At 70.6% G+C, this 22475-nt stretch carries 19 protein-coding genes; 10 read left to right on the forward strand and 9 right to left on the reverse strand.

Annotated elements, in window-relative coordinates; genetic code table 11:
• Positions 1-157 precede the first annotated feature (157 nt).
• The 5 genes from QHF89_RS44220 to QHF89_RS44240 all read left to right on the forward strand — a co-directional run bounded on the left by QHF89_RS44220 (position 158) and on the right by QHF89_RS44240 (position 5606).
• A complete protein-coding gene (locus tag QHF89_RS44220) occupies positions 158-487 on the forward strand; it encodes a hypothetical protein (RefSeq protein WP_284721743.1) in 330 nt (109 codons plus the stop codon).
• Between the two features lie 87 nt (positions 488-574).
• The gene (locus QHF89_RS44225) at positions 575-1897 is read left to right on the forward strand and encodes a hypothetical protein (protein WP_136972734.1); all 1323 of its coding nucleotides are present in this window, start codon (positions 575-577) and stop codon (positions 1895-1897) included.
• Positions 1898-2819: 922 nt separating this feature from the next.
• Entirely contained in the window at positions 2820-3650 is an 831-nt protein-coding gene (locus QHF89_RS44230) for a hypothetical protein (protein ID WP_136972735.1), read from the forward strand.
• A 255-nt stretch (positions 3651-3905) separates the two neighbouring features.
• Positions 3906-5000, forward strand: coding sequence for a hypothetical protein (locus QHF89_RS44235; RefSeq protein ID WP_284721744.1), 1095 nt, complete (start codon positions 3906-3908; stop codon positions 4998-5000).
• 12 nt (positions 5001-5012) lie between these two features.
• Positions 5013-5606, forward strand: a complete 594-nt coding sequence (locus QHF89_RS44240; protein WP_136972737.1) for a GTP-binding protein — start codon at positions 5013-5015, stop codon at positions 5604-5606.
• Here the strand turns inward: QHF89_RS44240 and QHF89_RS44245 are convergent, their stop codons facing one another.
• Positions 5607-6686: a hypothetical protein gene (locus tag QHF89_RS44245; protein ID WP_136972738.1), complete on the reverse strand. Its 1080-nt coding sequence runs from the start codon at positions 6684-6686 to the stop codon at positions 5607-5609.
• A 2-nt stretch (positions 6687-6688) separates the two neighbouring features.
• Positions 6689-8113, reverse strand: coding sequence for a cytochrome ubiquinol oxidase subunit I (locus QHF89_RS44250; protein ID WP_284721745.1), 1425 nt, complete (start codon positions 8111-8113; stop codon positions 6689-6691).
• 162 nt (positions 8114-8275) lie between these two features.
• Between QHF89_RS44250 and QHF89_RS44255 the strand changes: the two genes are divergently transcribed.
• The gene (locus QHF89_RS44255) at positions 8276-9373 is read left to right on the forward strand and encodes an SUMF1/EgtB/PvdO family nonheme iron enzyme (protein ID WP_136972739.1); all 1098 of its coding nucleotides are present in this window, start codon (positions 8276-8278) and stop codon (positions 9371-9373) included.
• Here the strand turns inward: QHF89_RS44255 and QHF89_RS44260 are convergent.
• Positions 9359-9889, reverse strand: coding sequence for an RNA polymerase sigma factor (locus QHF89_RS44260; RefSeq protein ID WP_136972740.1), 531 nt, complete (start codon positions 9887-9889; stop codon positions 9359-9361). The two genes, QHF89_RS44255 and QHF89_RS44260, sit on opposite strands and share 15 nt — an antisense overlap.
• A 108-nt stretch (positions 9890-9997) precedes the next feature.
• A complete protein-coding gene (locus QHF89_RS44265) occupies positions 9998-13141 on the reverse strand; it encodes an AAA family ATPase (protein WP_136972741.1) in 3144 nt (1047 codons plus the stop codon).
• 224 nt (positions 13142-13365) lie between these two features.
• On the opposite strand from QHF89_RS44265, the gene QHF89_RS44270 reads away from it, so the two are divergent.
• Complete coding sequence (locus QHF89_RS44270) at positions 13366-13938, forward strand: GNAT family N-acetyltransferase (protein WP_170229974.1); 573 nt, start codon at positions 13366-13368, stop codon at positions 13936-13938.
• Positions 13939-13950: 12 nt separating this feature from the next.
• Here QHF89_RS44270 and QHF89_RS44275 read toward each other — a convergent pair whose 3' ends face one another.
• The 4 genes from QHF89_RS44275 to zwf are packed head-to-tail and all read right to left on the reverse strand — an operon-like array spanning position 13951 to position 18438.
• On the reverse strand, positions 13951-15015 hold the full coding sequence (locus tag QHF89_RS44275; RefSeq protein WP_136972743.1) for a glucokinase: 1065 nt from the start codon (positions 15013-15015) through the stop codon (positions 13951-13953).
• Positions 15016-15071: 56 nt separating this feature from the next.
• On the reverse strand, positions 15072-15812 hold the full coding sequence (gene pgl / locus QHF89_RS44280) for a 6-phosphogluconolactonase (protein WP_136972744.1): 741 nt from the start codon (positions 15810-15812) through the stop codon (positions 15072-15074).
• Positions 15809-16849 carry a glucose-6-phosphate dehydrogenase assembly protein OpcA gene (locus QHF89_RS44285; protein ID WP_136972745.1) on the reverse strand — a complete coding sequence of 347 codons (1041 nt, stop codon included), beginning with the start codon at positions 16847-16849 and terminating at the stop codon, positions 15809-15811. The genes pgl and QHF89_RS44285 overlap by 4 nt, the downstream gene beginning before the upstream one ends.
• The gene (gene zwf, locus QHF89_RS44290; protein WP_136972746.1) at positions 16846-18438 is read right to left on the reverse strand and encodes a glucose-6-phosphate dehydrogenase; all 1593 of its coding nucleotides are present in this window, start codon (positions 18436-18438) and stop codon (positions 16846-16848) included. Before zwf ends, QHF89_RS44285 begins: the two co-directional genes overlap by 4 nt.
• 131 nt (positions 18439-18569) lie before the next feature.
• On the opposite strand from zwf, the gene QHF89_RS44295 reads away from it, so the two are divergent.
• The 3 genes from QHF89_RS44295 to QHF89_RS44305 all read left to right on the forward strand — a co-directional run bounded on the left by QHF89_RS44295 (position 18570) and on the right by QHF89_RS44305 (position 20988).
• Positions 18570-19049, forward strand: coding sequence for a DUF433 domain-containing protein (locus tag QHF89_RS44295; protein WP_136972747.1), 480 nt, complete (start codon positions 18570-18572; stop codon positions 19047-19049).
• Positions 19050-19269: 220 nt separating this feature from the next.
• Positions 19270-20559 carry a hypothetical protein gene (locus QHF89_RS44300; protein ID WP_136972748.1) on the forward strand — a complete coding sequence of 430 codons (1290 nt, stop codon included), beginning with the start codon at positions 19270-19272 and terminating at the stop codon, positions 20557-20559.
• Between the two features lie 102 nt (positions 20560-20661).
• The gene (locus QHF89_RS44305) at positions 20662-20988 is read left to right on the forward strand and encodes a rhodanese-like domain-containing protein (protein WP_136972749.1); all 327 of its coding nucleotides are present in this window, start codon (positions 20662-20664) and stop codon (positions 20986-20988) included.
• 7 nt (positions 20989-20995) lie between these two features.
• On the opposite strand, the gene QHF89_RS44310 is transcribed toward QHF89_RS44305, so the two are convergent.
• Entirely contained in the window at positions 20996-22375 is a 1380-nt protein-coding gene (locus tag QHF89_RS44310; RefSeq protein ID WP_284721746.1) for a carotenoid oxygenase family protein, read from the reverse strand.
• Positions 22376-22475: the final 100 nt, after the last annotated feature.

Here is a 22475-nt window from a genome sequence, read left to right on the forward strand (position 1 = left end):
GCCCGCCTCCGCCGTCGCACCCGCGCCCGCCTCCGCCGCCGCGCCTGCGTCGGCGGCTGCTTCCGCCGCAGCGCCCGAGCCTGCCGCATCGGCGTCCGCCTCCGCCTCCGCGGCGGCCCCGGAAGCGCCGCCGCCCGAGGCCACGCCGCTCCCGGCCGTGAAGGTCAAGAACATCGGAATGCACATCGGCGGCGGCCCGAACGACGACGCCACGAAGGCGCCCTTCAACCGCTCGGTCGAGCCCCATTTCGACGAGCTCCGCCGCTGCTTCGCCAAGGTCGAGGACCAAAAGAAGGGCGGCGATTTCGGCGTCGACCTCCTCGTCGACGGCAAGGGCGGCAAGGCCCAGGTCTCGCACCCCCGCACCGCCCTCAAAGGGGAGGGGTTCGTGCCTTGTGTCGTCGGCGTCTTCGAAGCCATCGAATTTCTGAAGCCGAAGGGCGGCAAGAAAACGATGGTCAGCTACTCGATTCGCTTCACGCCCTGACGGCGCGGTCGCGCCCGCGCTTGTCGTGCCTCGCCTTCGCGGCATACTTCCCGCCGCGATCCACCCTTCTTCTGCGAGGTCTTCGACATGCGCTTGCTTTCACAATCGGCGGTTCTCCGTTCGGCCCTCCTCTTCGGGGGCCTCGTCGCGTCGACCGCGCTCGGCCCGCTCGCCTGCGCGGCGAGCAACGAGACGCCCAGCCCCGGAGGCGAGGGGGGCGACGGCGCCCAAGGCGGGTCCGGCGGCGCAGGCGGCACGATGGTGGGCACCGGAGGGGCCGGCGGATCGGGCGGTGAAGGCGGGATGATGCCCGGATCCGGGGGCGCAGGCGGGTCGGGCGGCAACGGCGGCGGCGGCAGCGGGGGAATGGGCGGCGGGCAAAACGGCTCCGCGACGAAGATCGTTACCGTGTTCGGCGGCGGCAGCACCCTCCTCGCATCCGAATCGGATCTCGCATCCGGAGCGAAGAAGTCGACGCCCTGGCAGGACCAGACGCTGGACGCGATCGCCCTCGCCTCCGACGGCACGGGCATGGGCCTCTGCGTGATCCGATCGAGCGCGACAGGCGAGCTGCGCGTGGCCACGTATTCGGGCGAAGCGTGGACCCCCGGAGCCGGCCAACCCGTGCCGGCGCTGGAGGCAGGCCTCGCGAGCCAGGGCGGGCCGCAGCTCGCGGGGGCCGCGGGCATTTCGCACCTGGTCTACAAGGGCACGGACGGTTTTTATTATTACGGCCGCCGTCAGGCCGACGCCTGGGTAAGCAAAAAGGAGGCGATCACCGCAGGCGGCACGCACTCGTCCGGCCCGAGCGCGCCCGCCGTGGCAGCCCTCGGCAACGCACCCGTGATCGCATTCGTCGGCGCAGACGGGACCTTCTACGATCAATCGAGGAGCGGCGGCGCCTGGTCCGCCGCCACGCCGCACGCAATCGCCGGCAAAGCCGCAAGCACGACGCCCGGCCTCGTCGCGCTCGCCTCCGGCCCGGAGCTCGTCGCCGTCTTCGCAAACGAAGCAGGGAGCCTGCACTGGCTCTCCCGCAAAGGCGCCGTCTGGACGAGCCCCCAGCCCATCGAAGGCGCCTCCTCCCTCGATCAGCCCATCCTCGCCCCCCTGCCAGAAGGCGGCGCCATGCTCGCCTACCGCGGCACCGATCAACGTCTCCACACAGCACGGCTCTCCACCGGCGACACGCCCACCTGGTCCCTCCCAACACAAGGCGCAGGCGACAAGAACCCGATCCTCCTCGCCCCCCCCGCCCTCACGCGCGGCGGCAAAGGCGCCGAAGCCGAAATGATCTACGCCGACAACCTGAACACCGTCTACGCGACCCGTCTCGTCAACGGCGCATGGCTCCCCCCCACCTTCGCAGGCAGCGCCTCAGGCCGGGTCGCGATCGCCACGCTGCCCTGAGCTGCGTATAGGGTTCCTGGTGGGGGCGCGGAGCTGGGGCGTCGCCCCAGACCCCACCCGGGGCTGTCCACCCCGGGACCCGGACCAGCCAGGGGCTGGACCCAGGCTCGCTGAGCTGCGCGTCGCGCAGCTCAGCGAACAGCCGCAGGGAAGGCGGGGGGCCGTCCTGCCGGTCGACTGGGGAGCGCTGCGGGGTCCGCGGGTGCGTCGGGCCGCTCTCCTTCCGCCGTGACCACCGCGCCGTTGCTCTCGGGCATCTCGACAGACGGCGTCGGCCCTCGTCCTCGGCTGTTCGGCGCCGCGACAAGCGCACATTGCGGCCATCGGGTATCGGTCATGGAGCCGAACAAGGCGCGTCCGCGCGGCAGGGGAAGTGTCTCGCCGCGGGACACGGAGCGAGGCGTGTTCCCCGGGGGAGGTCGAGCCCAAAGACACGGGCCGGTGGCGGCTGACGGTCCTTGTCGAGCTGCTGGACACGGACCCTCGGCCGTCGATGGAGCTTGTCGCGGAGCCGATCGATCCGCGTCACAGGCCAACGTCAGGAACCAGGAAACGTCCCTGGGCCGCTCACCTGTCAAAGGCACCTGTCACGCCGCCGAACACGCGCCGTCGACGGCCGAGGGCACATGTTCGGCCCGATTCCATGCCTCTACTCCTCCCGCCACCGCGTGGTTGAGCATGGGTCTCCGTCCCGCGCGTCGCGCCAGGGCGCTGCCTTGCCGGTGGACCCCGCAGCGCTGCTGCCTTGGCTGGCAGGATCGCCGCCCGTCTTGCCCCGCGGCTGTTCGATGAACTGCGCATCGCGCAGTTCATCGACCCCGAGTCCAGCGCTTGCGCTGGTCCGGGTGCAGGGGCGGACAGCCCCTGCTGGGGCCTGGGGCAACGCCCCAGCGCAACGGCCTCGTGCTAGCGTGCCGGCCCCATGGCTCACGCGCTCGACGACTTGCAACGGGCCCGCACGGGCGGGTGCCTCCTCCTCCGCGACAACACCTGGAGCGATTGCTCCATCGATGGCATGCGTGGTGACTTTCGACGCCTCACGGCGCAGGGCACCCGTGGCTTCTGCCATGTGAATGCGGGGCGCCACCACGTTGTCACGATGCATGAGGACGAGCCTATCGTCCTCGATCTCGTCCTCTATCCTGGCGAGACGCTCGTCCGTAGGCTCGACGTCGACGAGCGGGAGTTCGTCCTCGATGATGCCGAGACGGAGAAGAAATACCTTGCGCTTGCTGCGGGGGGGGGCCGTGGGGCCATGGCGAGTGCGCTTGTCGATTATGAAAAGGCGATCGTCGCGGCGCGGGGCCACGCGCATGAGCTTTTGCCTGACGAGGTGGCGCGTCGGGTCGGGGGGGCCTTTGTCTCGGCCGCGGAGCAGGCGGTCCTTGGGGTCGATCAGGGCGTGCTGATGGAGCGGACGTACAAGGCGGGCCTCGAGCTCATTGGCCACGTCATGCTTTTTTCGCACATCCAGAAGCTCGTTGGCCTCTTCTCCATGTCGGCGTCGAAGCATGCCATGGAGGGGCATTACGAGCTTGCGGCGCGGGTCACGCTCCTCGGCCTCTCCGTTCTTCCGGGGGAGCCTTGGCTCCTCGACCTTTTGGCGAACCTTTATTCGGATGGGGGGGCGCCGGTCTCGGCGCTTCCGTTCAGCGAGGAGGCGCTCCGGCGCGCGCATGTGCTCCCGGAGAAGCTCGCCCAGCAGCTTCGGGCGAGCCATGCGGAGATTGCGGCTGCGGCGCGGGGAAGTTGACGGGCGGGCTTGACAGGAGGGCGCGCGGTTCGTAGATTGGGAGATACCGGTCCGGAAGAAGGAACCGCCGTTCCACCGACCGACGAGTCATGGCGGGCCGCCCTCGGGCGACGACGAACAACCCCAGCGCCTCACGTGAATCGCAGAGCGGAGCGACGGCTCCGGTGCGGTGATTTCCGTGCGGCATAGGGGGTCCGCTTGAAACGAACGGAAATTGATGCCCTGGTGCGCGCGCATCGGGGGCGGGCTCGTCCCGTGGCTTTTTTGCACGTCCTCCGCCAGCAGAGGCTCGACGAGGACGATCAATCCTTCTTGCGCGAGAACGTCTCCGAGCTCGGCGTCCCCGATTTGCTCGCCTGGCGCGCTCGTTGCGAGCCGGGCTTCACTGGCACGGTCCTTCGCGCGCTCGCTCGGATTGCGCTCGAGGATCCGTCGCAATTCGAATATGAGGTCCTCGATGCGCCTCGGTTCTCCCTCCATGACGAGGAGTGGATCGAGCTCGCCGACCTCACGCGGGGCAAGGTCCCGCCGCGGATCTTCGATCGAATCGCGGCTCGCCGCGTCCGTATCGAGGTGCCCCGGGTCGAGGAGCGCGCGGCGCTCCCGAGTGACGACGTCGACCTCGCCGGCTTCCTGGAGTCGAGCATCGCCGAGATCGCGCCTGCGGGGCCTGGCCTCGCGACGCCGATCGACGCCTCGCTCGCGCCGGAGGCCATCGTCGAGCGTGCGCGTAATGCGTGGAGCGCGGAGGAGCGCGCGATGCTGCTCGAATGGGCCGCCGCGCACGGCGTGCCACGAAAGCCCCTCGTGGAGATCGCCGTCGCTGCGGTCCGCGCGGGCGAGCTCGATCCGCGGCTCCGGGCCTTCCTTGCCGCGCAGGTCGGCACGCGCGCGGCCTGGGACGCGCATGGACAGGACGTCGTGCTCGCGTTCCTCGATCGGAGCGCGTATTCGTCCCTTTCGGAGATCTGTGCGCTCGTGTGGAGCGCGGCCCGCGGCGCGCCCGCGGTGCGTGGCGTCCCCGGCGGCCGCGACGAGCCGCAGGGCTTGCTCTCCGCGATGAGCGCGGCCTTTGCCGCAGCGCTCGTCCACATGGCTCGCGAATCCCTGGTCGCGTCCTTGCCTGCGCGCGGGATGGCTGCCCTCTCGGCGCTCGCATGCCTCGCCCCTCCGCCGCGCCTCTCGCGGTCGATTCACGATCTCCTCCGCGCGCCTGGCGTCGTGGGGGAGGTCCTCGCGCTCGTCGAGCTCAATGTGCGGCTCGTCAAGCATTCGAGCGCCCGGGATGCCTCGTTCGAGAGCATCGTGGCCGCCATTCATTGCCTCGCCGACGCGGGGCCCGAGGCTTGAGGAGGTGGCGACATGGCCTTCGTCAACGTCCCCTCGCGGGAGATCTTCCTCAAGATCGTCTATTACGGCGCGGGGTTGTGCGGAAAGACCGCGAACGTCGAGCACCTCCACGCGCGCGCCCCCGCGGCGGCGCGGGGCAACCTCGTCTCCCTGAAGACCGAGAGCGAACGGACGCTCTTCTTCGATTTCATGCCGCTGGAGGTCGGGCAGATCCGCGGGTATCGCGTCCGTCTGCACCTCTACACGGTGCCGGGGCAGGTCTTTTACAAGGCGAGCCGCAAGCTCATCTTGAAGGGCGTCGACGGGATCGTCTTCGTCGTCGATTCGCAGTCCGCGCGGCTCGAAGCGAACCTCGAAGCGTTCGAGGATCTCGGGGACAACCTCGCGGAGCTCGACGAGTCGCTCCGCGAGATCCCGTCCGTCGTGCAGTACAACAAGCGGGATCTGCCCGAGATCGAGCCCGTCTCGCGCCTCCGGGCCTTGCTCAACCCGATGGGCGCGCCGGAGGTGGAGAGCGCGGCGAAGAGCGGCGTGGGCGTGATGGAGACGCTGCAGGCGGTGTCGCGCGGCGTGCTCCAGAAGATGGGCGGCCGGAAGGTCGCCTGATCAGGCGGCCGGCCGTTCGGCCCGCGTGAGCGCCGTCCGGATCGCCCAGACGGCGAGAATCGCATTCACCAGGAAAAAACCGAGGAAGAGCCACCGGCCCGAGACCTGGGCGGCGCGCGCGTGCTCCGGGTAAAGCGCCGCGAAATCGACGGCCGTGATGCGCAGGACCTCGCGCACGACCGTCGTCCCGAGGATCACGAAAAAGAGCCCCGCCGACGCGATCCCCAGCCATGTCCCTCGGTTCGCCTCGGCGCGATGCAGCCCGACGAACCCCACGCCTTCCACGACGACGCCGACCAGCGCCGCCGCGAGCCACGGCATCGCCATGGGCCCGACCGCGTGCGCCCGCGCGGCGGGGCCCACGAGCATCGCGTATCCCGCCGCGCAGGCCCCGGCGACGACGAGCCCGCCGAGCCCGATCCGCGCGACGCGCTGGAACGTCGCCTTGTCCACCGCGGTACCCGCGCGCTCCCGCCGATGGAGCTGCCAGCCGAGCAGCGCCGCGAGCGTCGGCAAGGCGCCGAGCGTCCAGAGGAGCATACGCGGCAGGATCTCGCGGTTCTCGTAGATCATCGACTTCGACGCGTACATCGGCGCCCACGCGCCCTCATTCCGCGCGAGCAGGTAGTTTTCGGTCCACGAGAGCGCGGTGAACAGGAACGTCGCGAGCGCCCCCGTCGTCACCAGCACCCGGAGCCGCGGCCGCGCCTTCACGAACGCCGTCTTCTGCGCGTAGAGCAGATAAAACCCGACGATCAGCGCCGGCAGGATCAGCATCCAGCGGTGGAAGAGCAGGAGGTTCGCCGTGTAAAACGCCTTCTTGTAGAGGATCTGGATGAAGAGGAGCGGCGCGATCCCGGCCGTGATCGCCGCCGAGAGCGCGAACGGGAGCCAGTCGCGGAGCAGGTCCGCGAGCACGTCACTCGTCCCTGCTTTGCCGCGGATCTGCCGGACGAGGAGGAGGCCCGTCCCGGCGAGCACGTAGTTCATGAACACCACGTGCGAGACGAGCGTGAGCACGTACGTCACGAGGTAAAACGCGGTCGGCCCGGGAAAACCGAAGGGGAAGGGGGCGTCCATGGTTACCTCTTTTTCTCCGCGGCGGTCGCATAACCCGGCGCCGTCCCCGCCTCGTCGAGCCAGCGCTTGATTTGCGCGCGCGTGGCCGGGTCGTTCGTGACCTCGAAGTCCTTGGGCCGCGAAGCCGATTCCCACTCGATGAAACGCACGAGCGCTTCGAGCTCCTCCGGCGTGCCGGCGAAGGGCGGCATGAAGGGCTTCGTGTGCTGGAGCTTCGCCACGTTCAGCCGCGTCTGCTCCGCCGTCCACGTGCCCGCGAGGTGCACGATGCCGTTCACGCCGCCCACCGTGTGGCAAACGCTGCACTGAAACCGGTAGACCTTCGCGCCGAGGCGCACCTGATCGTTCGGGTACTCGGCCGCGTCCCGCAGCGGGTAGGGATCCCCGGTGACCGAGCCCTTCTCCCGCATCGTCACGATTTCCGCGGGCGTCATCGCGTTCGAGTAGAGCGTCTCGCGCACGGTGAAGGGCTTGCGCGCGCCCTCGCGGACGAACTCGCCGCCCGCGGTCGCCGCGAACCCGAGCACGAGGAGCAAGGACGCGGTCGCGCTGTTGATGTAGAGGCGGCGCAGGAGCAGGCCGAAGATCGCGTAGAGCCCGACGAGCAGCGAGGCGCCCGCGCCGAGGCCGAAGAACATGCTCATCGCGGGGCTGCCGCCGAGCACCCAGCTCCGGCTGTCCTTCGGCATCGCGAAGAGGTACCAGGCGCCGAGCAGCGGCATGAGCGCCATCGGCGCGAGGAGCTGCGCCGCCCGATGCAAGAGCTCCTTTTGCTCGTCCCGTTCGAGCGAAGGCGAGGCGCTGATGACGAGCGCCGCGACGAGGGCGGCGATGGCCATGGCCGCGAACGTGCGGAAGAAGAGCGAAGGCCAGAACGTGGGGTTGAAGAACCCGGCCCAGAGGTCGCCGCTTTCGAGCCAGGCGCCCGGCGTGAGCTGCCACGAGAGAATGCCGTTGATCCAGAACAAGCTGAACCAGGCCGCCGTCGTGTAGAGCCCGAGCAAGAAGAGGCGCGAGCGCCCGTCGAGGCGATCGCCATACCGGTAGAAGCAATACCCGGCGATGACCTCGAGCGCGAAAAACGTCCACTCCGTGGCCCACACCCAGTGGAAGGTGTCGACCATGAGCCCGATCGTGCGCGGGCTCGTCTGGATCGAGGTGAACCACATGCCGACGCCGGTCAGGGCGCCGACGACGAAGCTCACGAGCACGAGCAGCTTGAAGTAGCCGTTCGTGAACGTCCGGGCCGACGCGAGTTTGCCCTTGCCCGAGAGCCACTCGAAATACGTCATCAGCACGCCGCCGCCGATCGCGAACTGCGCGAGGAAGACGTGGAAGATGCCGAGTCCCCCGATGACCAGGCCCTTCATGAGCGGGCCGAAATCATTCGTGGGATAGTACGGGACGCCGAGCGATGAGGGTTCCACGGTGACTGAGGACGATGTAAGGGGTGCCCTGCGCCCTTTTCAACGGCAAAGTTGCCGCATCCCGGCGCATCTTCCGCGGCAGGTTGCCGCGGGGCGCGGCGCGCGCGTGCTCGATCGTCCGAGCATCTCCGTTCGTCCCGGGACCTGCTATCGTGCGCGCCCGTGTCCGCCCGGTGGTTCGTCCTGGTCGTCGCCCTCGCCGCGCTCCCGAGCTGCAAGGCGAGCTCGAACGACGAGCAAAAGCCCGCGCCGCGCCCGAGCGCGTCCGTCGTGTCGCCTCCGGCGCCGATGCCGGAGGGCGGGGTCGGGCCGGCGAGCGAGACACGAGAGGACGCGGGCGCGGCGCTCGTCGACGATCGGCCGCTCCACCACACGACGCAGGAAGAGCTGCTCGCGTTGTTCTCGATCACGCCGGGGAAGAAGTGGCGCAAGCGTGATCCGGGCGAGTTCTTGCGGCGGTACGTGGGGCCCGAGGGGCCGGGACAATCGAACCAGGGCAACCCCACGCTCGCGCGGCACGTGATTTCCCGGGCGTTATGCCTCGAAGGGCTGCGCGGCGTCACGCTGCAGACGGAGGCGCAACGGGAGGCGTGTGGCGGGCACGAGAACATGGTGCCGATCTACGCGGGCGGCGACGCGGAGAAGGCGAAGACGTGCATCGACGTCTTCGAGTACCCGAACCGCGCCTGCGAGCTGCCCATGGTGTGGGTGCCGCCGGCCCACGCGGCGGCGTTTTGCGAGATGCAGGGAAAACGGCTCTGCACGCAGGACGAGTGGGTCCTCGCCTGCCGCGGCGATCCCGGGGGAGGGGAGCCGAGCACCTACGCCTACGGGAGCGAGCTCGACCTCGACATTTGCAACACCCACAAACCCGCGGCCAAGTGGTCGGACAAGCCCTGTGATCCGCGGACGATCGACACGACCTGGGCGACGTGCGCGACGAACACCGAGCCGTCGGGCGCGTATCCGCGCTGCCGCTCGCGGTTCGGCGTCTTTGATCAACACGGCAACGTGGCCGAGGCGATGACGCGCTTCGATCCTGAAGAGGACAAGGTGGTCTCGCAGCTCAAGGGCAGCGCGTTTTTTTACGTCGACGTGGCGCGGAGGCTCGACGAGCCGCCGCGGCGCGAGGTGTACGCGGACCACTGCGCGCACGATCCCCGCTGGCACGTGCAGCCGATCCGAAAGGCGTTCCACGTGAACTACCACCTCGGCTTTCGTTGCTGCTACGCGCGCGGCGGGCGCTCACCGGCGCGATAGCCGTTCGAGGCGGGCGCGCGCCCCGCGCCCGAGCGTGGTGATCCGGCGGAAGGCCACGTTGCGGGTGATCCCGAAGCGCGCTGTCAGCTCGTCGAGCGTCGCGTTCTCGAGGAAATACGCGACGAACAGCGCGCGCGCCTCGTCCGTCATGGGATCCAGCGCCGCGCGGACGAGGCGCGTGGCGTGTGTCTGTTCGTCGATGGCGGATCCGGGCGCCGAGGCCAGGTCGAGCCCGCGGTGGCCGAGTTCCTCCACCCGATGCCGGCGGAGGCGGAGGAAGTTCTGGCCGAGCTGCCAGGTGATGCCTTCGAGCCAGGCGCGCTTGCGCCCCTCCGAGGCGTCCTCGACCTCGTGCCAGCGCGTGAGGGCGACGAAGAAGGCATGCTGGACGAGATCCTTCGCGTCCTCCGGCAGGACGCCCATGCGGCGGAGGCGGCGGCGAAGGGAGACGACGGCGTGCGCGTAGAGCCAGGCTTGCTCCTGCGCGAACGGATTGCGGGGAGGAAGAGGGGCCACGTACCGAAATGTGTTCGGCGGGGGCGCTACCTTAGAAAAGATGAGGTTTTTGCACGGGCCGAATTCGCAATATGGAGTGCCGAAATCGTCCCGGAAATCGTGGCACGGTCAATCCATGCCTTCGAGGTCCAGAAAAAGCACATGCCCCGCGCGGTCCCCCGCCACGAGGGACCGCGCCCCCGGCCCCGTCACCAGGGCCTCGACCGGCGCGCGCACCACGAGCCGCGCCACGCAGGCGCCGGTCGCGAGATCCCAGACCCGGATCGTCCGGTCCTCCGACGCGCTCACGAGGTGCCGCGCATCCCCGAGCCACGCGAGCGCCCCCACGGGCGCCCGATGCCCGGCGAGCACGCGGACCACCCGCCCCGCGCCGAGATCCCAGACCCGGATCGTGTGATCCTCCGACGCGCTCACCAAAAAGCCGCCGTCGGCCGAGATTCCCACCGCCCGCACCGCCGCCTCGTGCCCCACGAGCTCGCCGACCTGCGCCCCCGCGTCCACGTCCCACAACACGACCTGCCCATCGGCGCCGCCCGTCGCGAGCCGGTTGCCCACGAGCGCCCCGCAGAGGGGCTCTCCGCTGCCCGTCCCGTAGGTCCGCACCCGCTGCCCCTCCGTGAGATCCCACGCGCCGAAGGCCCCGCCCTGGCTCTTCGTGATCACCCGCGTGCCCCGCGCATCCACGAGCAGCGGCGCGCACCACGGGACGCCCTCGCGCCCGAGCGACATCGTGCCCGGCCCGCGCCCCGGCAGATACGAGATGACCCACGTGAGCTGCCCCGTCGCGACGTCCCAGACGCGGAGCGAGCCGTCGACCGACGCCGAGATCACGCGCCTGCCGTCCGGCGTGACGGCCACGCCGTGCACCCACAAGGCATGCCCTTCGAGGACGGCATGCAGCGCGCCCTGCCGCGCGTCCCAGATGCGCAATGTGTCGTCGAACGAGGCCGAGACCACGAACGAGCCGTCCGGCGTCGCCGCGAGCGCGCTCACCCGCTCGTGATGCCCCCCCGAGACCCCGGGCGCCTCGTTCGCCGCGAGATCCCATACGCGCACCGTACGATCTTCGCCGCCGGACACGACGGTCCGCCCGTCCGGCGTCAACGCCACCGCTTGGACGCCCTCCGCGTGGCCGTAGAGGACCCCGCGTGGGATCCGCGCGTCGAGATCCCACACGCGCACCGTGTGATCCCACGAGCCCGAGGCCAGGAAGCGCCCGTCCGGGGTCATGGCCACGCTCGTCACGCCGTCGGCGTGGCCCGCGAGGAGCTCGGGCGGGCTGTCTTCGAGGGGCGCCCAGCAAAGCACGGCGTCCTCGTGCGAGGCCGCCACGAGGACCCGGCCCTCCGTCTTCATCGCCACCGCCGAGCGCGGGGCGCCGGGCGCGTCGAGCGCCTTCCCGACGCGCTTTGCCTCGACGTCCCACAACCACAACGCCGCGTCGTCCCCACCCGCGGACACACACGACCGACCGTCCGCCGTCACCGCCACGCCCTGCACGCCGCCCGCGTGCCCGTGCAGCGTCCGGACGAGCTCGCCGGTCGAGAGGCTCCACACGCGCACGGTCCCATCCTCGGAGGCCGACACGACCCTGCCCGCGTCCTCCGCGAGCGCGACCGCATGCACCCCGCCCGTATGCCCGCGCAGGTGCCGCGTCACCCGCGCCGTCGCCAGATCCCACACGAAGAGCGAGCCGTCCGCCGCCCCCGACGCCGCCGTGCGCCCGTCCGCCGACACCACGACCGCGCGCACGGCCGACACGTGCCCCGTCAGCACGACGAGCGCCTGCCCGGCGTCGAGATCCCACACGCGCACCGTCCGATCGTCGGACGCCGAGAGCGCGAGGCGCCCGTCCCGCGTGACCGCGACGGCGTTCACCTTCGCCGCGTGCCCTTCGAGCACACGCACGGAAGCCTCCCCGCGGCGGCTCGTCCTCGCCCGGACCCGGATCCACGGCGAACGCCGCGCCTCCAAGGCCCCGTCGAACGCCTCGGCGAACTCCGCCCCTTCGAGCTCCTCGGCCCGCGCCCGGAGCTGCTGCAAGAAAAACGCGGGCTCGCGCGGCACGTCCCAGCCGGCGAGCGCGTTCGCTTCGAGCTCCAGCGCGCTGCGCATCGACGCGCCCCCCCGGACCCCCGCCGCGCAGGTCGAAGAGGCCCGCACGTCCGCGAGCACGGCCGTGAGGCCCCGCTCGGCGACCTCACGCTCGATGTTCCCGAGGTCGCCGAGCGCGTGTTCGAGGTGCGCCGCCGCCTGGGCGCGGAGTTCGTTTCGAAAGACCGGATCGAGCGCGCCTTCCACGAACGCACGCACGTCCGGCCAGAGCCGCGCCTGGCCGGCCTCGTCCACGTCCACGAGGTTCGTCGCCGCGAGGGCCCGGAGCGCCGCCCGGGTCGGCTCCGCCCGTCGCCCTGTCAGCCAGCCGAGCCGCGCTGCCGGCACGAGCGCCTCGCCCTTGCTCATCGAGAGCAGCGCGAGGAGCCGCCGCGCCTCGCCTTCGGGGACGTCGTCCCACCCGAGCTTCAGCACGGCCGCGCGTGCCTCCGCGACGTCCGCGCCCGCGAGCCGCCGCGCGAGCTCCCCGGCCGAGCGATCGGGGCGCCGCGCGAGCCAGCCCGCCGCGATCGACAGGAGGAGCGGATCCCGCGCGAGCGCCCCGCACACCCGCCGTGCAGCCTCCACCTCCTCCGCGTCGGGCATCGCCATCCCGGAGAGCAGGAGCTCGACCGGCGCCTCCTCCACGAGCGGGCCGAGATCAAACGTGGGGAGCACGAGGTTTCCCGGCGGCGCTCGCATCGTGAACAAAACCCTGCACGCGAGCTCCGCCGGGACGAACCCGAGCACGCGCGCCGAGAGCGCGCCCGGATCCGGGACGCCGTCGATCACGAGCAGCGCGTCCGGCCGCAGGCGCAGGTGCTTGGCGAACGCCTGGACGAGTTGCCTTCTCCGATCGGAGGGCGGCCCCTCGGCCCGGAGCCCGATCGCCGTGGCGAGCGCCGCGAATCCCTCGCCGCAGCCCGAAGGCGCGTCGACCCCATACACGCCGCCTGGATACGCATGCTGGTATCGATTCGCATAAGCGAACGCGAGCGCCGTCTTTCCGACCCCGGATCGCCCGCAGACGCCAATCGCGCGTTCTTCCCCTTGCAGCACCGCGTGCAGGAGCTCGAGCTCCCGCGTGCGTCCGACGAAGGCCGGCCCGAGAGATCGGCGAACGAGAAATGGCACGGGCGCAAACGAGCGAATCGGCATGCGTTCTCAGTGCGGACATGGGAATGCGCCCGCGTCGCCATCATGCCCTGGTCCCGCGCCTCCGTCGAGAGCCGCGAAGCAGAATCGTTGGATGTGCAAGCATTGGACAAACGATTCGCAAAGCCTGGCGTCGTGGACCTGTACGCCAATGGTGGAACCGGGAGGCCGCCTCGGCATTCACGCCCGCTCGCGCGCGCGTCCGTGGATCCTGTATCTTTGCCCCCGTGCTTCCCCTCCGCGCCATCTTCCCGGGCAAGCGCGTCGCTCTCCGCGCGCCCCGCGTCTCGGATGCGCCTCGTATCGTCGAGATTCGCACCCGATCGCGAGAATTCCTGCGGGCCTGGGTGCCCGTCCCCGGCCCGGACGAATTCGACGTCGACCTCGCGCGCGCCCGTATCCTGCGGGATCGACGCGATATCCGCGCCGATCGCCACTACCGGTTCTGCATGACCCTCGGCGAGGACGGGCCCGTCATCGGCCGCGTCGCCCTCACCCAGGTCTTCCGCGGCATCTTCCAGAACGCCTCCCTCGGCTACTGGGTCGACGTCGAGCACCATGGACAAGGCTTCACCACCGAGGGGGTCACGCTCGCGCTCGACGTCGCCTTTCGTGAGATCGGCTTGCACCGGGTCCAGGCCGCCATCAGCCCCCACAACGCCGCGAGCCTCGCCGTCGCCCGCAAGTGCGGCCTCCGGGACGAAGGCCGCGCCGCGCGTTACCTCCAGATCGACGGCGCCTGGCAGGATCACCTGCTCCTCGCCGTCACCGCGGAGGACTGGCCCGCCGCGCCGCGGTGACGCGCGCTCGTTCTACCGAGACGAGCGCTTGCGTGATGTCGCGCGCTTCGGGCGGGCAGGGGGCGCCTCGCCGTCCGCGACCAGGTCCTTCGCGATCGCCAGTGCGCCGCGCACGCCGACGAGCGGATCCGTCACCACGACGACCGGGATCTGCGCCATGAGCCCGGAGAACCGGCCTTTCTTGCGGAACCCCGCGAGGAACTGCTCCCGCCGCGCGAGCACGATGTGCCGCGCGATGTTGCCCGCCACGAAGACGCCCCCGAGCCCGAGCAGCTTGAGCGCCAGGTTCCCCGCCTCGGCGCCGTAAATGGAGGCGAAGAGGTCCACTGCCTTCGCGGCCGGGCGCGACGCGCCGGACAACCCGAGCTCCGCGATCGTCGCATTCCGATCGCCCTCTTCGAGCCGCCGCTCGTTCGCCTTCGTCTCGCGCGCGCCGCGCGCCACGAAGAAATCGTAGAGCGCCCCGAGCCCGTTGCCGGAGAGCACGCGCTCGTAGCTCACGTGCTCCGGGAACCGCTTCGACAGGAACGCGCAGAGCTCGGCCTCGACGGCGCCCTGCGCCGCGAAATCCGTGTGCCCTCCCTCGGTCGGCAGCACGAGGTGCTTCGACCCGTCCCACACGAGCAGCGCCTCGCCGAGCCCCGTCCCGGCCGCGATCACGGCCATGTGGTTGCCCTTCGCCTTCGGCCGACCCTCGCCGAGCGGCACCACGACGTCCGCGGGCAGGTGCAAGCACCCGCGCGCCGCGACCGCGAGGTCGTTCGCGAGGACCACGCAATCGAGCGAGAGGCTGCGCGCGAGCTTCCCCTCGTCGAGCTTCCACGAGAGGTTGGTCACGGTCGCCACGCCGTCCCGGATCGGCCCGGCCACGCCGAGCACCGCGACGGACGGGGGCGGGTGATCGGCGCTCCCGAGGAAGCTCCGCGCGATCTCCTCGAACGACCCGTGCTCGCGGCTCGGCAAGACTGCTTCGAGCAGCAACCTTTTGCCGAGGCCGTCGTAGAGCGAGAGCCGCGTCCGCGTGCCCCCGATGTCGCCGACCAGGATCGAGCCCGTCCCACCACGCGTTTTCATCATGACCTTTCGTTGCGGTACGAAGTTCCTCGCAGGAAAGCAAGCTCTCGTGTTGGGGGTCACCCGGTCGGATAGGCGTCCCGATCCACGAGCCAGACCACCCGTCCTTGCGCCCGGAGGAGCACGCGCGCCGGCACCTCGTCCTCGGGGCCCTCCGACCACGCCGACGCGATCGGCCGCTGCTTGCCGGCCCCACGCGCGAGAAACAGCACGGTCCTCGCCTCGCAGAGCACCGGCGCCGTGAGCGTGAGCCGCGCCTCGAGCCCCTTCGCCGGCTGCGCTCCGATCGCCGCGACGAGCCGATCGTCGATCGCCGTCGCGCCCGTCGCCGGGAAGAGCGACGCCGTGTGCCCATCGTCCCCGATGCCGAGCGTCATCACGTCGAACGCGACCGCGCTCGCCACGCCGAACGTGCGCCGCAAGAGCGCCTCGTACCGCGCCGCCGCCGCCGCGAGGTCCGGATCCTCCGCCTCCATCCGGTGCACGCGCGCCGCGGCGTCTGCCCGATCGAGCCCGAGGTCCGCGCGCGCCGCCCGGAAGTTCGAGCGCGGCGAGCTCGGATCGCCCGCGCGCTCGTCCACCCAGAACCAGTCGATCCGATCGAGCGGCAGCGCCATCTGCGCGAGCCTCCGGTAGACCGGACCCGGCGTCGATCCGCCCGAGAGCGCGACCCTCGCCGAGCCGCGCGCCCGCACGGCCGCGTCGATCGCCCGCGCGACGATCTCGGCCCCGAGCGCCGCATGCTCGGCCTCGCTCTCCGCGACCGTCACCTCGAAGCGCGCCGTGGAGACCTCGCTCATCGTTCGCTCCACTGCGCCGCGAGGACGAGCGCGTCCCAGAGGACCCGATCTCCCTCCGTCGCATCGAGCGCCTTCACCAGCACCCACGCCTCGTCCCGGTGCCCGAGCGCGTGCTCGTGCGAGGTCACGCGCGCCCCGCGCCGCGTCCATGCGACCTGCTTCGGGTTCTCCGGGTCGCGCACGCACGCGAGCGAGAGCGGTTGTCCTTCGAGCGAGGCCTCGATCCACACACCCGTGATCTGCCCCGGCGGCAGGCCCTCCCGTGGATCGTCGCGCAGCGTCACCCGCACCGGCTCCCCCTGCCGATCCCGCGCCCGATCCCGCGCCTCGAAGCCCCAGCCGAGCCTCGATCCGAGCCAGCCGAGCAAGAGCGCCGCCGGCTCGGTCGCGCCGCCCGGCGTCCGCCCCACCGTGACCTCGCGGATCGCGCCCAGCGCGGCAAGCGCATCATCGAAGAACCGCGCCACGAGCTCACGCCACTGGTAGGTCCGGACGAACTGGCGATCCCCCACGGGGACCGCGCCGTCGTGGAGCATCTCCACGATCCGCGAGGCGCTCGTGTGCGCCGAGTCGACGATCAGCCGATCGGCCCGCGGCAGCAGCGAGGGCAAGAGCGCGCGTGGCGCCCCGCGGCCGATCTCCACGACGACCGGCACCTCCGGCAGCGCGAGCGCCGCCACCACCGAGCCGGCGCGCTCGCACGCCATCGCGCCGAACGTCATCTCGATCCAGTCGAAGCAGATCGGCGTCTCTCCGTCGATCCGGCACGCGGCGCGCACGTCGTAGCTCACCTCCCAGGGCGCGAGGCGCCCGTCGCTCGTCAGCACGAACGCGCGCCCCGGGTGCGAATCCGCGAGCGCGTCCGTCGTCGCGCGCGCCTGCTCCACGTCCGACGACGCCGCGACGGCCACGAAGCTCATCGTGGACGAGCGCACCTTCGTCATGGGCGCGCCGGCCTGCTCGTCCGGCGACGACCAGAAGGACGTGAGCTCCGCCTCGATCCGCGTGAGCGCCTCGCCGACCGGGAGCGCCGTCACGGCTTCCTCCACTTGTCGCCGTGCACGAGCAGCCGATCCGCCTCTCGCGGGCCCCAGCTCCCGGCCTCGTAGGTCGCGACGGGCGCGTCGTGGTCGCGCCAGCCTGCGAGGATCGGATCGATGAAGCCCCACTGCGCCTCGACCTCGTCGGCGCGCGTGAACAACGTCGCGTCCCCGCGCATCGCGTCGAGGATGAGCCGCTCGTAGGCCTCGGGCGTGCTCGATCCGAACGCTGTCCCGTAGCGGAAGTCCATGGCCACGTTGCGCATCGTCATCCCGCCGCCCGGCACCTTCGTGGCGAAGCGCAGCGCGATCCCTTCGTCGGGCTGGATGCGCACCACGAGCACGTTCGGCTCGTCCTCGCCGCGGCGGATGCTCGGGGGCGGGCCGCCGTCGAGGCGATGCGGCGCGTCGCGGAAGAGCCGGTGCGGCAGCGGCTTGAAGTGCAGCGCCACCTCGGCGCACCGCTTCGCGAGCCGCTTGCCCGAGCGCAGGTAGAACGGCACGCCGCCCCAGCGGAAGCTGTCGATCCGCAGCGCCATCGCGACGTACGTCTCCGTCTTCGAGTTCGGATCCACGTCCGGCTCCTCGCGATAGCCGGGCACCCGGTCGCCACGCACCGTGCCCGCCGTGTACTGCGCGCGTACCGTCTTCTCCAGCACCTCGCGCCCGCGGATGGGCCGCAGCGCGCGCAGCACCTTCACCTTCTCGTCACGCACCGCGTCGGCGTCCCACGACGAGGGCGGCTCCATCGTCACCATCGTGAGGATCTGCAGCGCGTGGTTCTGCACGATGTCGCGCGTGATGCCGGTCTGATCGTAGAACTTCCCGCGCCCCTCGACGCCGAGCTCCTCGGCCACCGTGATCTGCACGTGGCTCACGTGCTGCCGCGTCCAGAGCGGCTCGAAGATCGTGTTGCCGAACCGGAAGACGAGCAGGTTCTGCACCGTCTCCTTCCCGAGGTAGTGATCGATCCGGTAGATCTGTCGCTCGTCGAGGCACGCGAGCAGGTCCTTGTTCAGCGCCCGCGCGCTCGCCAGATCCTCGCCGAACGGCTTCTCCACGACGACCCGCTGGTAGCTCGCGTCCGGCGCGTCCGAGGGAGGCACGACGAGCTTCGCGTCACACAGGCCCCGCACGATCGCGGGCACCTCGGTCGGCGCGACCGCCAGGTAAAAGACGCGGTTTTGCCCCGTCCCGCGCTCCACCTCGAGCCGCCCGAGCTCCGCCGCGAGACGCGTGTACGTCGCGGGGTCGTTGAAGTCCCCCTGCACGTACGCCATGCCCTTCTCGAGCTCGCTCCACGTCGCCTCGTCGAGCGGCTTGCGGCGCGAGAACTTCGCCACCGCGTCGCGCATCTCCTGGCCGAACTCCGGTTTCGGCCGCCGCGCCACGCCCACCACGGCGAACCCGCCCGGCAGGAGCCGGCTCAGCGCGAGGTTGTAGATCGCCGGCAGGAGCTTGCGCCGCGTCAGATCCCCGGACGCCCCGAAGATCACGACCGACGCGGGCCGCACCGTTCGCTCGTCGGGCATGCCCTCGCGGAGCGGGTTTTCCTCGCCGCTGCCGACGTTCTCCGAAAACGACATGCGTTCCTCCCTCGCGGGACTCCCCGTCCCGCGCGGCAGGCTACCAGAGCCCCGACCGGCGCGGCGTGAGGACGCTTCCGCACTCCGATATCTTTGCTACCGGCGCGGCCCTGGCTACCCTCTCGCCACGTATGGCAGACGCAAGCCTCCCGCGCGTCCGGGTCCCTCATCCGCACGTGCGCTGCGACGCGAGGATCCTCGCAGGCAGCCCCCACGTCGAGGGATCCCGCGTGCCCGTCCGGCGCCTCTGGGTCTGGCACCGCGGCGGCGCCTCGGTCGAGACCCTCTTGCGCCGCTACCCGAACCTCGGCCCGGCCCGCATCCTCGACGCGCTCTCCTTCGCGTACGACAACCAGGACCTCATCGACGCCGACCTCGCGCGCGAGCAGGCGCTCTTCGAGAAACAAGGCGGCCCCTCCGTCGGCGCGCGCCCCCTCTCGCAGCTCCCGCTTCCTTTCGACGAGGCCGCCCCGGACAGCGCAACCGCGCGCGCCCTGGCCCGACAGCCCATGCTCCCGGGCATGTCGCCTGCACTCGCTCCCCTCTCACCTGCTGTATCCGCCCCGACCAAACCGGTGGCGTCCACGACGAAGCCCGCCCGCAAACGCTAGGCACGTAGCAAGGCCCCGGCGATCCAACGGTCTTTACAGCCCGACGAGACTAGGGCAGAAGGGCGACCGTGCTGGGAGGGATCGACGCGGGGCGTCTGGGCAGCTCTTCGCCCGGTCGGACCCGCTTGCGGGACCTGCCACTCGGTGGTGACAGGCGGCATGGCGCGGAGCGCCCCCGCACACAGAGAGGCGCCCCCCCGGGGGCCGGAGGGTTAGTCAGATGAGCGTCAATCGTTGGAAGTTGTTCTCCATGCCGGTCGTCGTGCTCGGCATCGCTTCGCCGCTGCTCTCGAACTGCGGCGGCAAGATCCCCGGCGTCGGCGGCGTCGAGGTCCCGGAGGCCCTCACCGAGGGCGTCGAGGCCGCGAAGGGCTGTGACGAGTTCAAGACCGGCGATTTCGGCTCCCTCGCGCTCAAGGGTGACGCGAAGGTCCAGGGCAAGATCAAGTCGTTCCTCCAGGTCTCGTACGACGTGAACAAGACCGTCGTCGACCTCGAGAAGGGCCTCATCTCGTCGTGCGGCGCGCTCGGCAAGGACCTCGGCATGAAGGAGGACGAGCTCCGCGCCGAGGCCGGCGGGGGCAAGGGCGCGGACAAGGTCTGCACCGCGGTCGCCGCGAAGGTGAAGTCGATGCTCGCCGCGAACGCCGAGGCGAAGATCTCGATCGAGTTCGATCCGCCCAAGTGTTACGCGGACGTCGACGGCATGGCGAAGTGCCTCGACGCGTGCGGCTCGCCGATCGAGCCGGGCAAGCTCGAGGCGAGCTGCTCGGGTGGTGAGGTGAGCGGCTCGTGCGACGCGCAGTGCAAGGGCTCGTGCTCCGTCGAGGCGGGCGCGCAGTGCACGGGCACGTGCAAGGCGAGCTGCTCGGGCAAGTGCGAGGCCGGCTTCAAGGGCTCTTGCGGCGGCAAGTGCGACGGCAAGTGCGACGGCAAGCAGGCGAGCGGCGCGTGCGCCGGCCAGTGCGAAGGCAAGTGCGACGCGAAGGCCGAGGGGACGTGCTCGGGGACCTGCTCGGGCTCGTGCTCGGCCGCGTGCGAGGTGAAGGCCGCCGCGAAGTGCGAGGGGAGCTGCTCGGGCGGCTGCTCGGTCGCGTACAAGGAGCCGAAGTGCTCGGGTGAGTTCAAGCCCCCGTCGGTGGACGTCGAGTGCCAGCAGAGCTGCACGAACCGCGCGGCGGCGACGGCGAAGTGCGATCCGCCGGCCGTGCGCGTCGTGGCGAACGGCAAGGTGAACACCGACGTGCAGAAGCTCGTCAGCGCGCTGAGCCGCAACCTGCCCGGCATCATCAAGCTCTCCGCGGGCTCGGGCGCCAAGATCAAGGTCGGCGCCGAGGGCCTCGTGAAGACGGGCAAGGGCATGGTCGACGTGGTCGGCGACGCGGGCGGCAAGGCCCTCGCGTGCATCAAGGCGGGCGTGGACGCGACGGCGAACGCGACGACCTCGATCGACCTCAACGTCAAGGCGAGCGTCAGCGTGACGGCCTCGGCGAGCGCGAAGACCAACTGATTTGCCTCAGGGGGCTGCGCTCGGGCGCAGCCCCCTACGCGCGCCGCTCGGGCGGCGCGCTACCCTGGGCCAGCGCCGCTGGCTTCTTTGGATCCCCAACCATTGGTCTTCCAAATTTCTCCCCGGGAGCTCGCCGACGCGATCGCCGCGGGCAAGCCCGTCTACCTGATCGACGTCCGCAAGCCGTGGGAGCACGAACGAGTTGCGCTGCCGGGCAGCCTGCTCGTCCCGCTCGACGAGCTCACCGAGCGCGCCGACGAGATCGAGCCGCCGCCGGGCGCGCTCGTCGTCGCCTATTGCCACCACGGCGTGCGGAGCCTCTCGGCCGCCGCGCTGCTCGATCGCCTGGGTCTGCCCGGCGTCGCCTCGCTCCGCGGCGGCATCGACGCCTGGTCGCGCGAGATCGACCCGAGCCTCCCCCGCTACTGACGTCGCATCACGCGGGCACCCACGCCGCGTGGAACCCGTACGGCACGCGCCGCGGCATCCGCACGCGCGCGAGGGGCCCGCGCCCGATCTCCCGCGCGTCGAGCACGATCATCTCCGATTCCCCCGTCCCCTCGTCGTGCACGAACCCCACGACGTACCCGTCGTCCTCCGACGTGGCGCCTTCCCGCTGAGCAAACACCATCTCGCCGCCGAAGCGGTTCTTCCCGAACACGTGCGTATCGCTCCGGCCCTTGTCGAAATCGTACTGCACGACCCCGTCGATCCACGGCATCTCCGAGCCCTTCACGAAACGCGCCGCCGTGCCGAACCGGTTTTTTCTCCCCGTCAGCCGATCATCGATGCGCGTGAAATCCGCGTGTACATCGTCGATCTGCTCCTCCTTGGCCTCGCCCGTCGCGAGGTCGAACGTGAATCGCCACGCGCGCCCGCCGTTGTCGCCCTTCGTCTGCGCGGACGGCGCCCCCATCACGTCTGTATGCGCGAGCCGGCTCGCGAGCAGCACCACGCGCGAGCCCTCCTCGTAGGCATTCCACACGTGAAAGATGAAGCACGCCGGCAGCTCGAACCATCGCATCTGCGAGGCGTCGCCCCGCCGCGGCAAAATCCCGAATCGGCTCGGCCGATCCGGCTCGAAGGCGAGCGGCACCTCCCCGCGCTCCATGCGCTCCAGCCGGAACGTGTAGGGCAGGTGCAAGAAGATCGTGTAATGCTCCGTGACCGCGAAATCGTGCATCATCACGGGCACGTCGAGCGGGATCTGCACGTAATGGTCGAGCCGCCGATCCGGCCCGACGACGCCATACTTGATGTACGGCATCCAGAGCGTATACCCGAAAAACACCATCTCCCCCGTCACCTCGTCCACCTTCGGGTGTGCAGTGAACGGGTAATCGAGCCGGCCATCGAAATCGACCTGCCCCACCGTCTCCAGATCGGGCAAACGGATCTCGTGCGGCGCGCCTCCCTCCCACGTCGCATGAAGCCGCGACCCGTGGAGCGCGAACGCCGTATTCGCCACGTTCTTGTAAATCATCCCGTGCGGCGGCTCGGCCACGTTCGGCGGCTCCGCAAAGCCGGTCCAGAGCGCCCGGCCCGCCTCGCGCTCGAACGCGAATCCCTTCGTACGGACCCAGCGGTTCCGGTACGACGCGCGCCCATCCTCGACGCGCACCGCGTGCACCATCCCATCGCCGTCGAAGAAATGGTACCGCCCGGTCGGCGCGAACTGCGCGTTCGGGCCGTTGCGCAAGAACGTGCCTCGGAGATCCTTCGGGATCTCGCCAATCACTTGCAAATCCGGCACGTCGAGCTCGTCGTGCACCGGACCCCAGTTTCCTTCGAGATAAGCGCTCGTGACGATTTGCATAAGCTCCTCCGGCGGTGTCTCGTGTTGCGAAGGCAGGAGTAACCGCGGGCACATCGGTCTGTCAAGCCGTCCGCCCGGTTCAAAAGAAGCCGCCCTGACA

It is taken from the genome of Polyangium sorediatum (assembly GCF_029946465.1).
GTDB classification, from domain to species: domain Bacteria; phylum Myxococcota_A; class Polyangia; order Polyangiales; family Polyangiaceae; genus Polyangium; species Polyangium fumosum.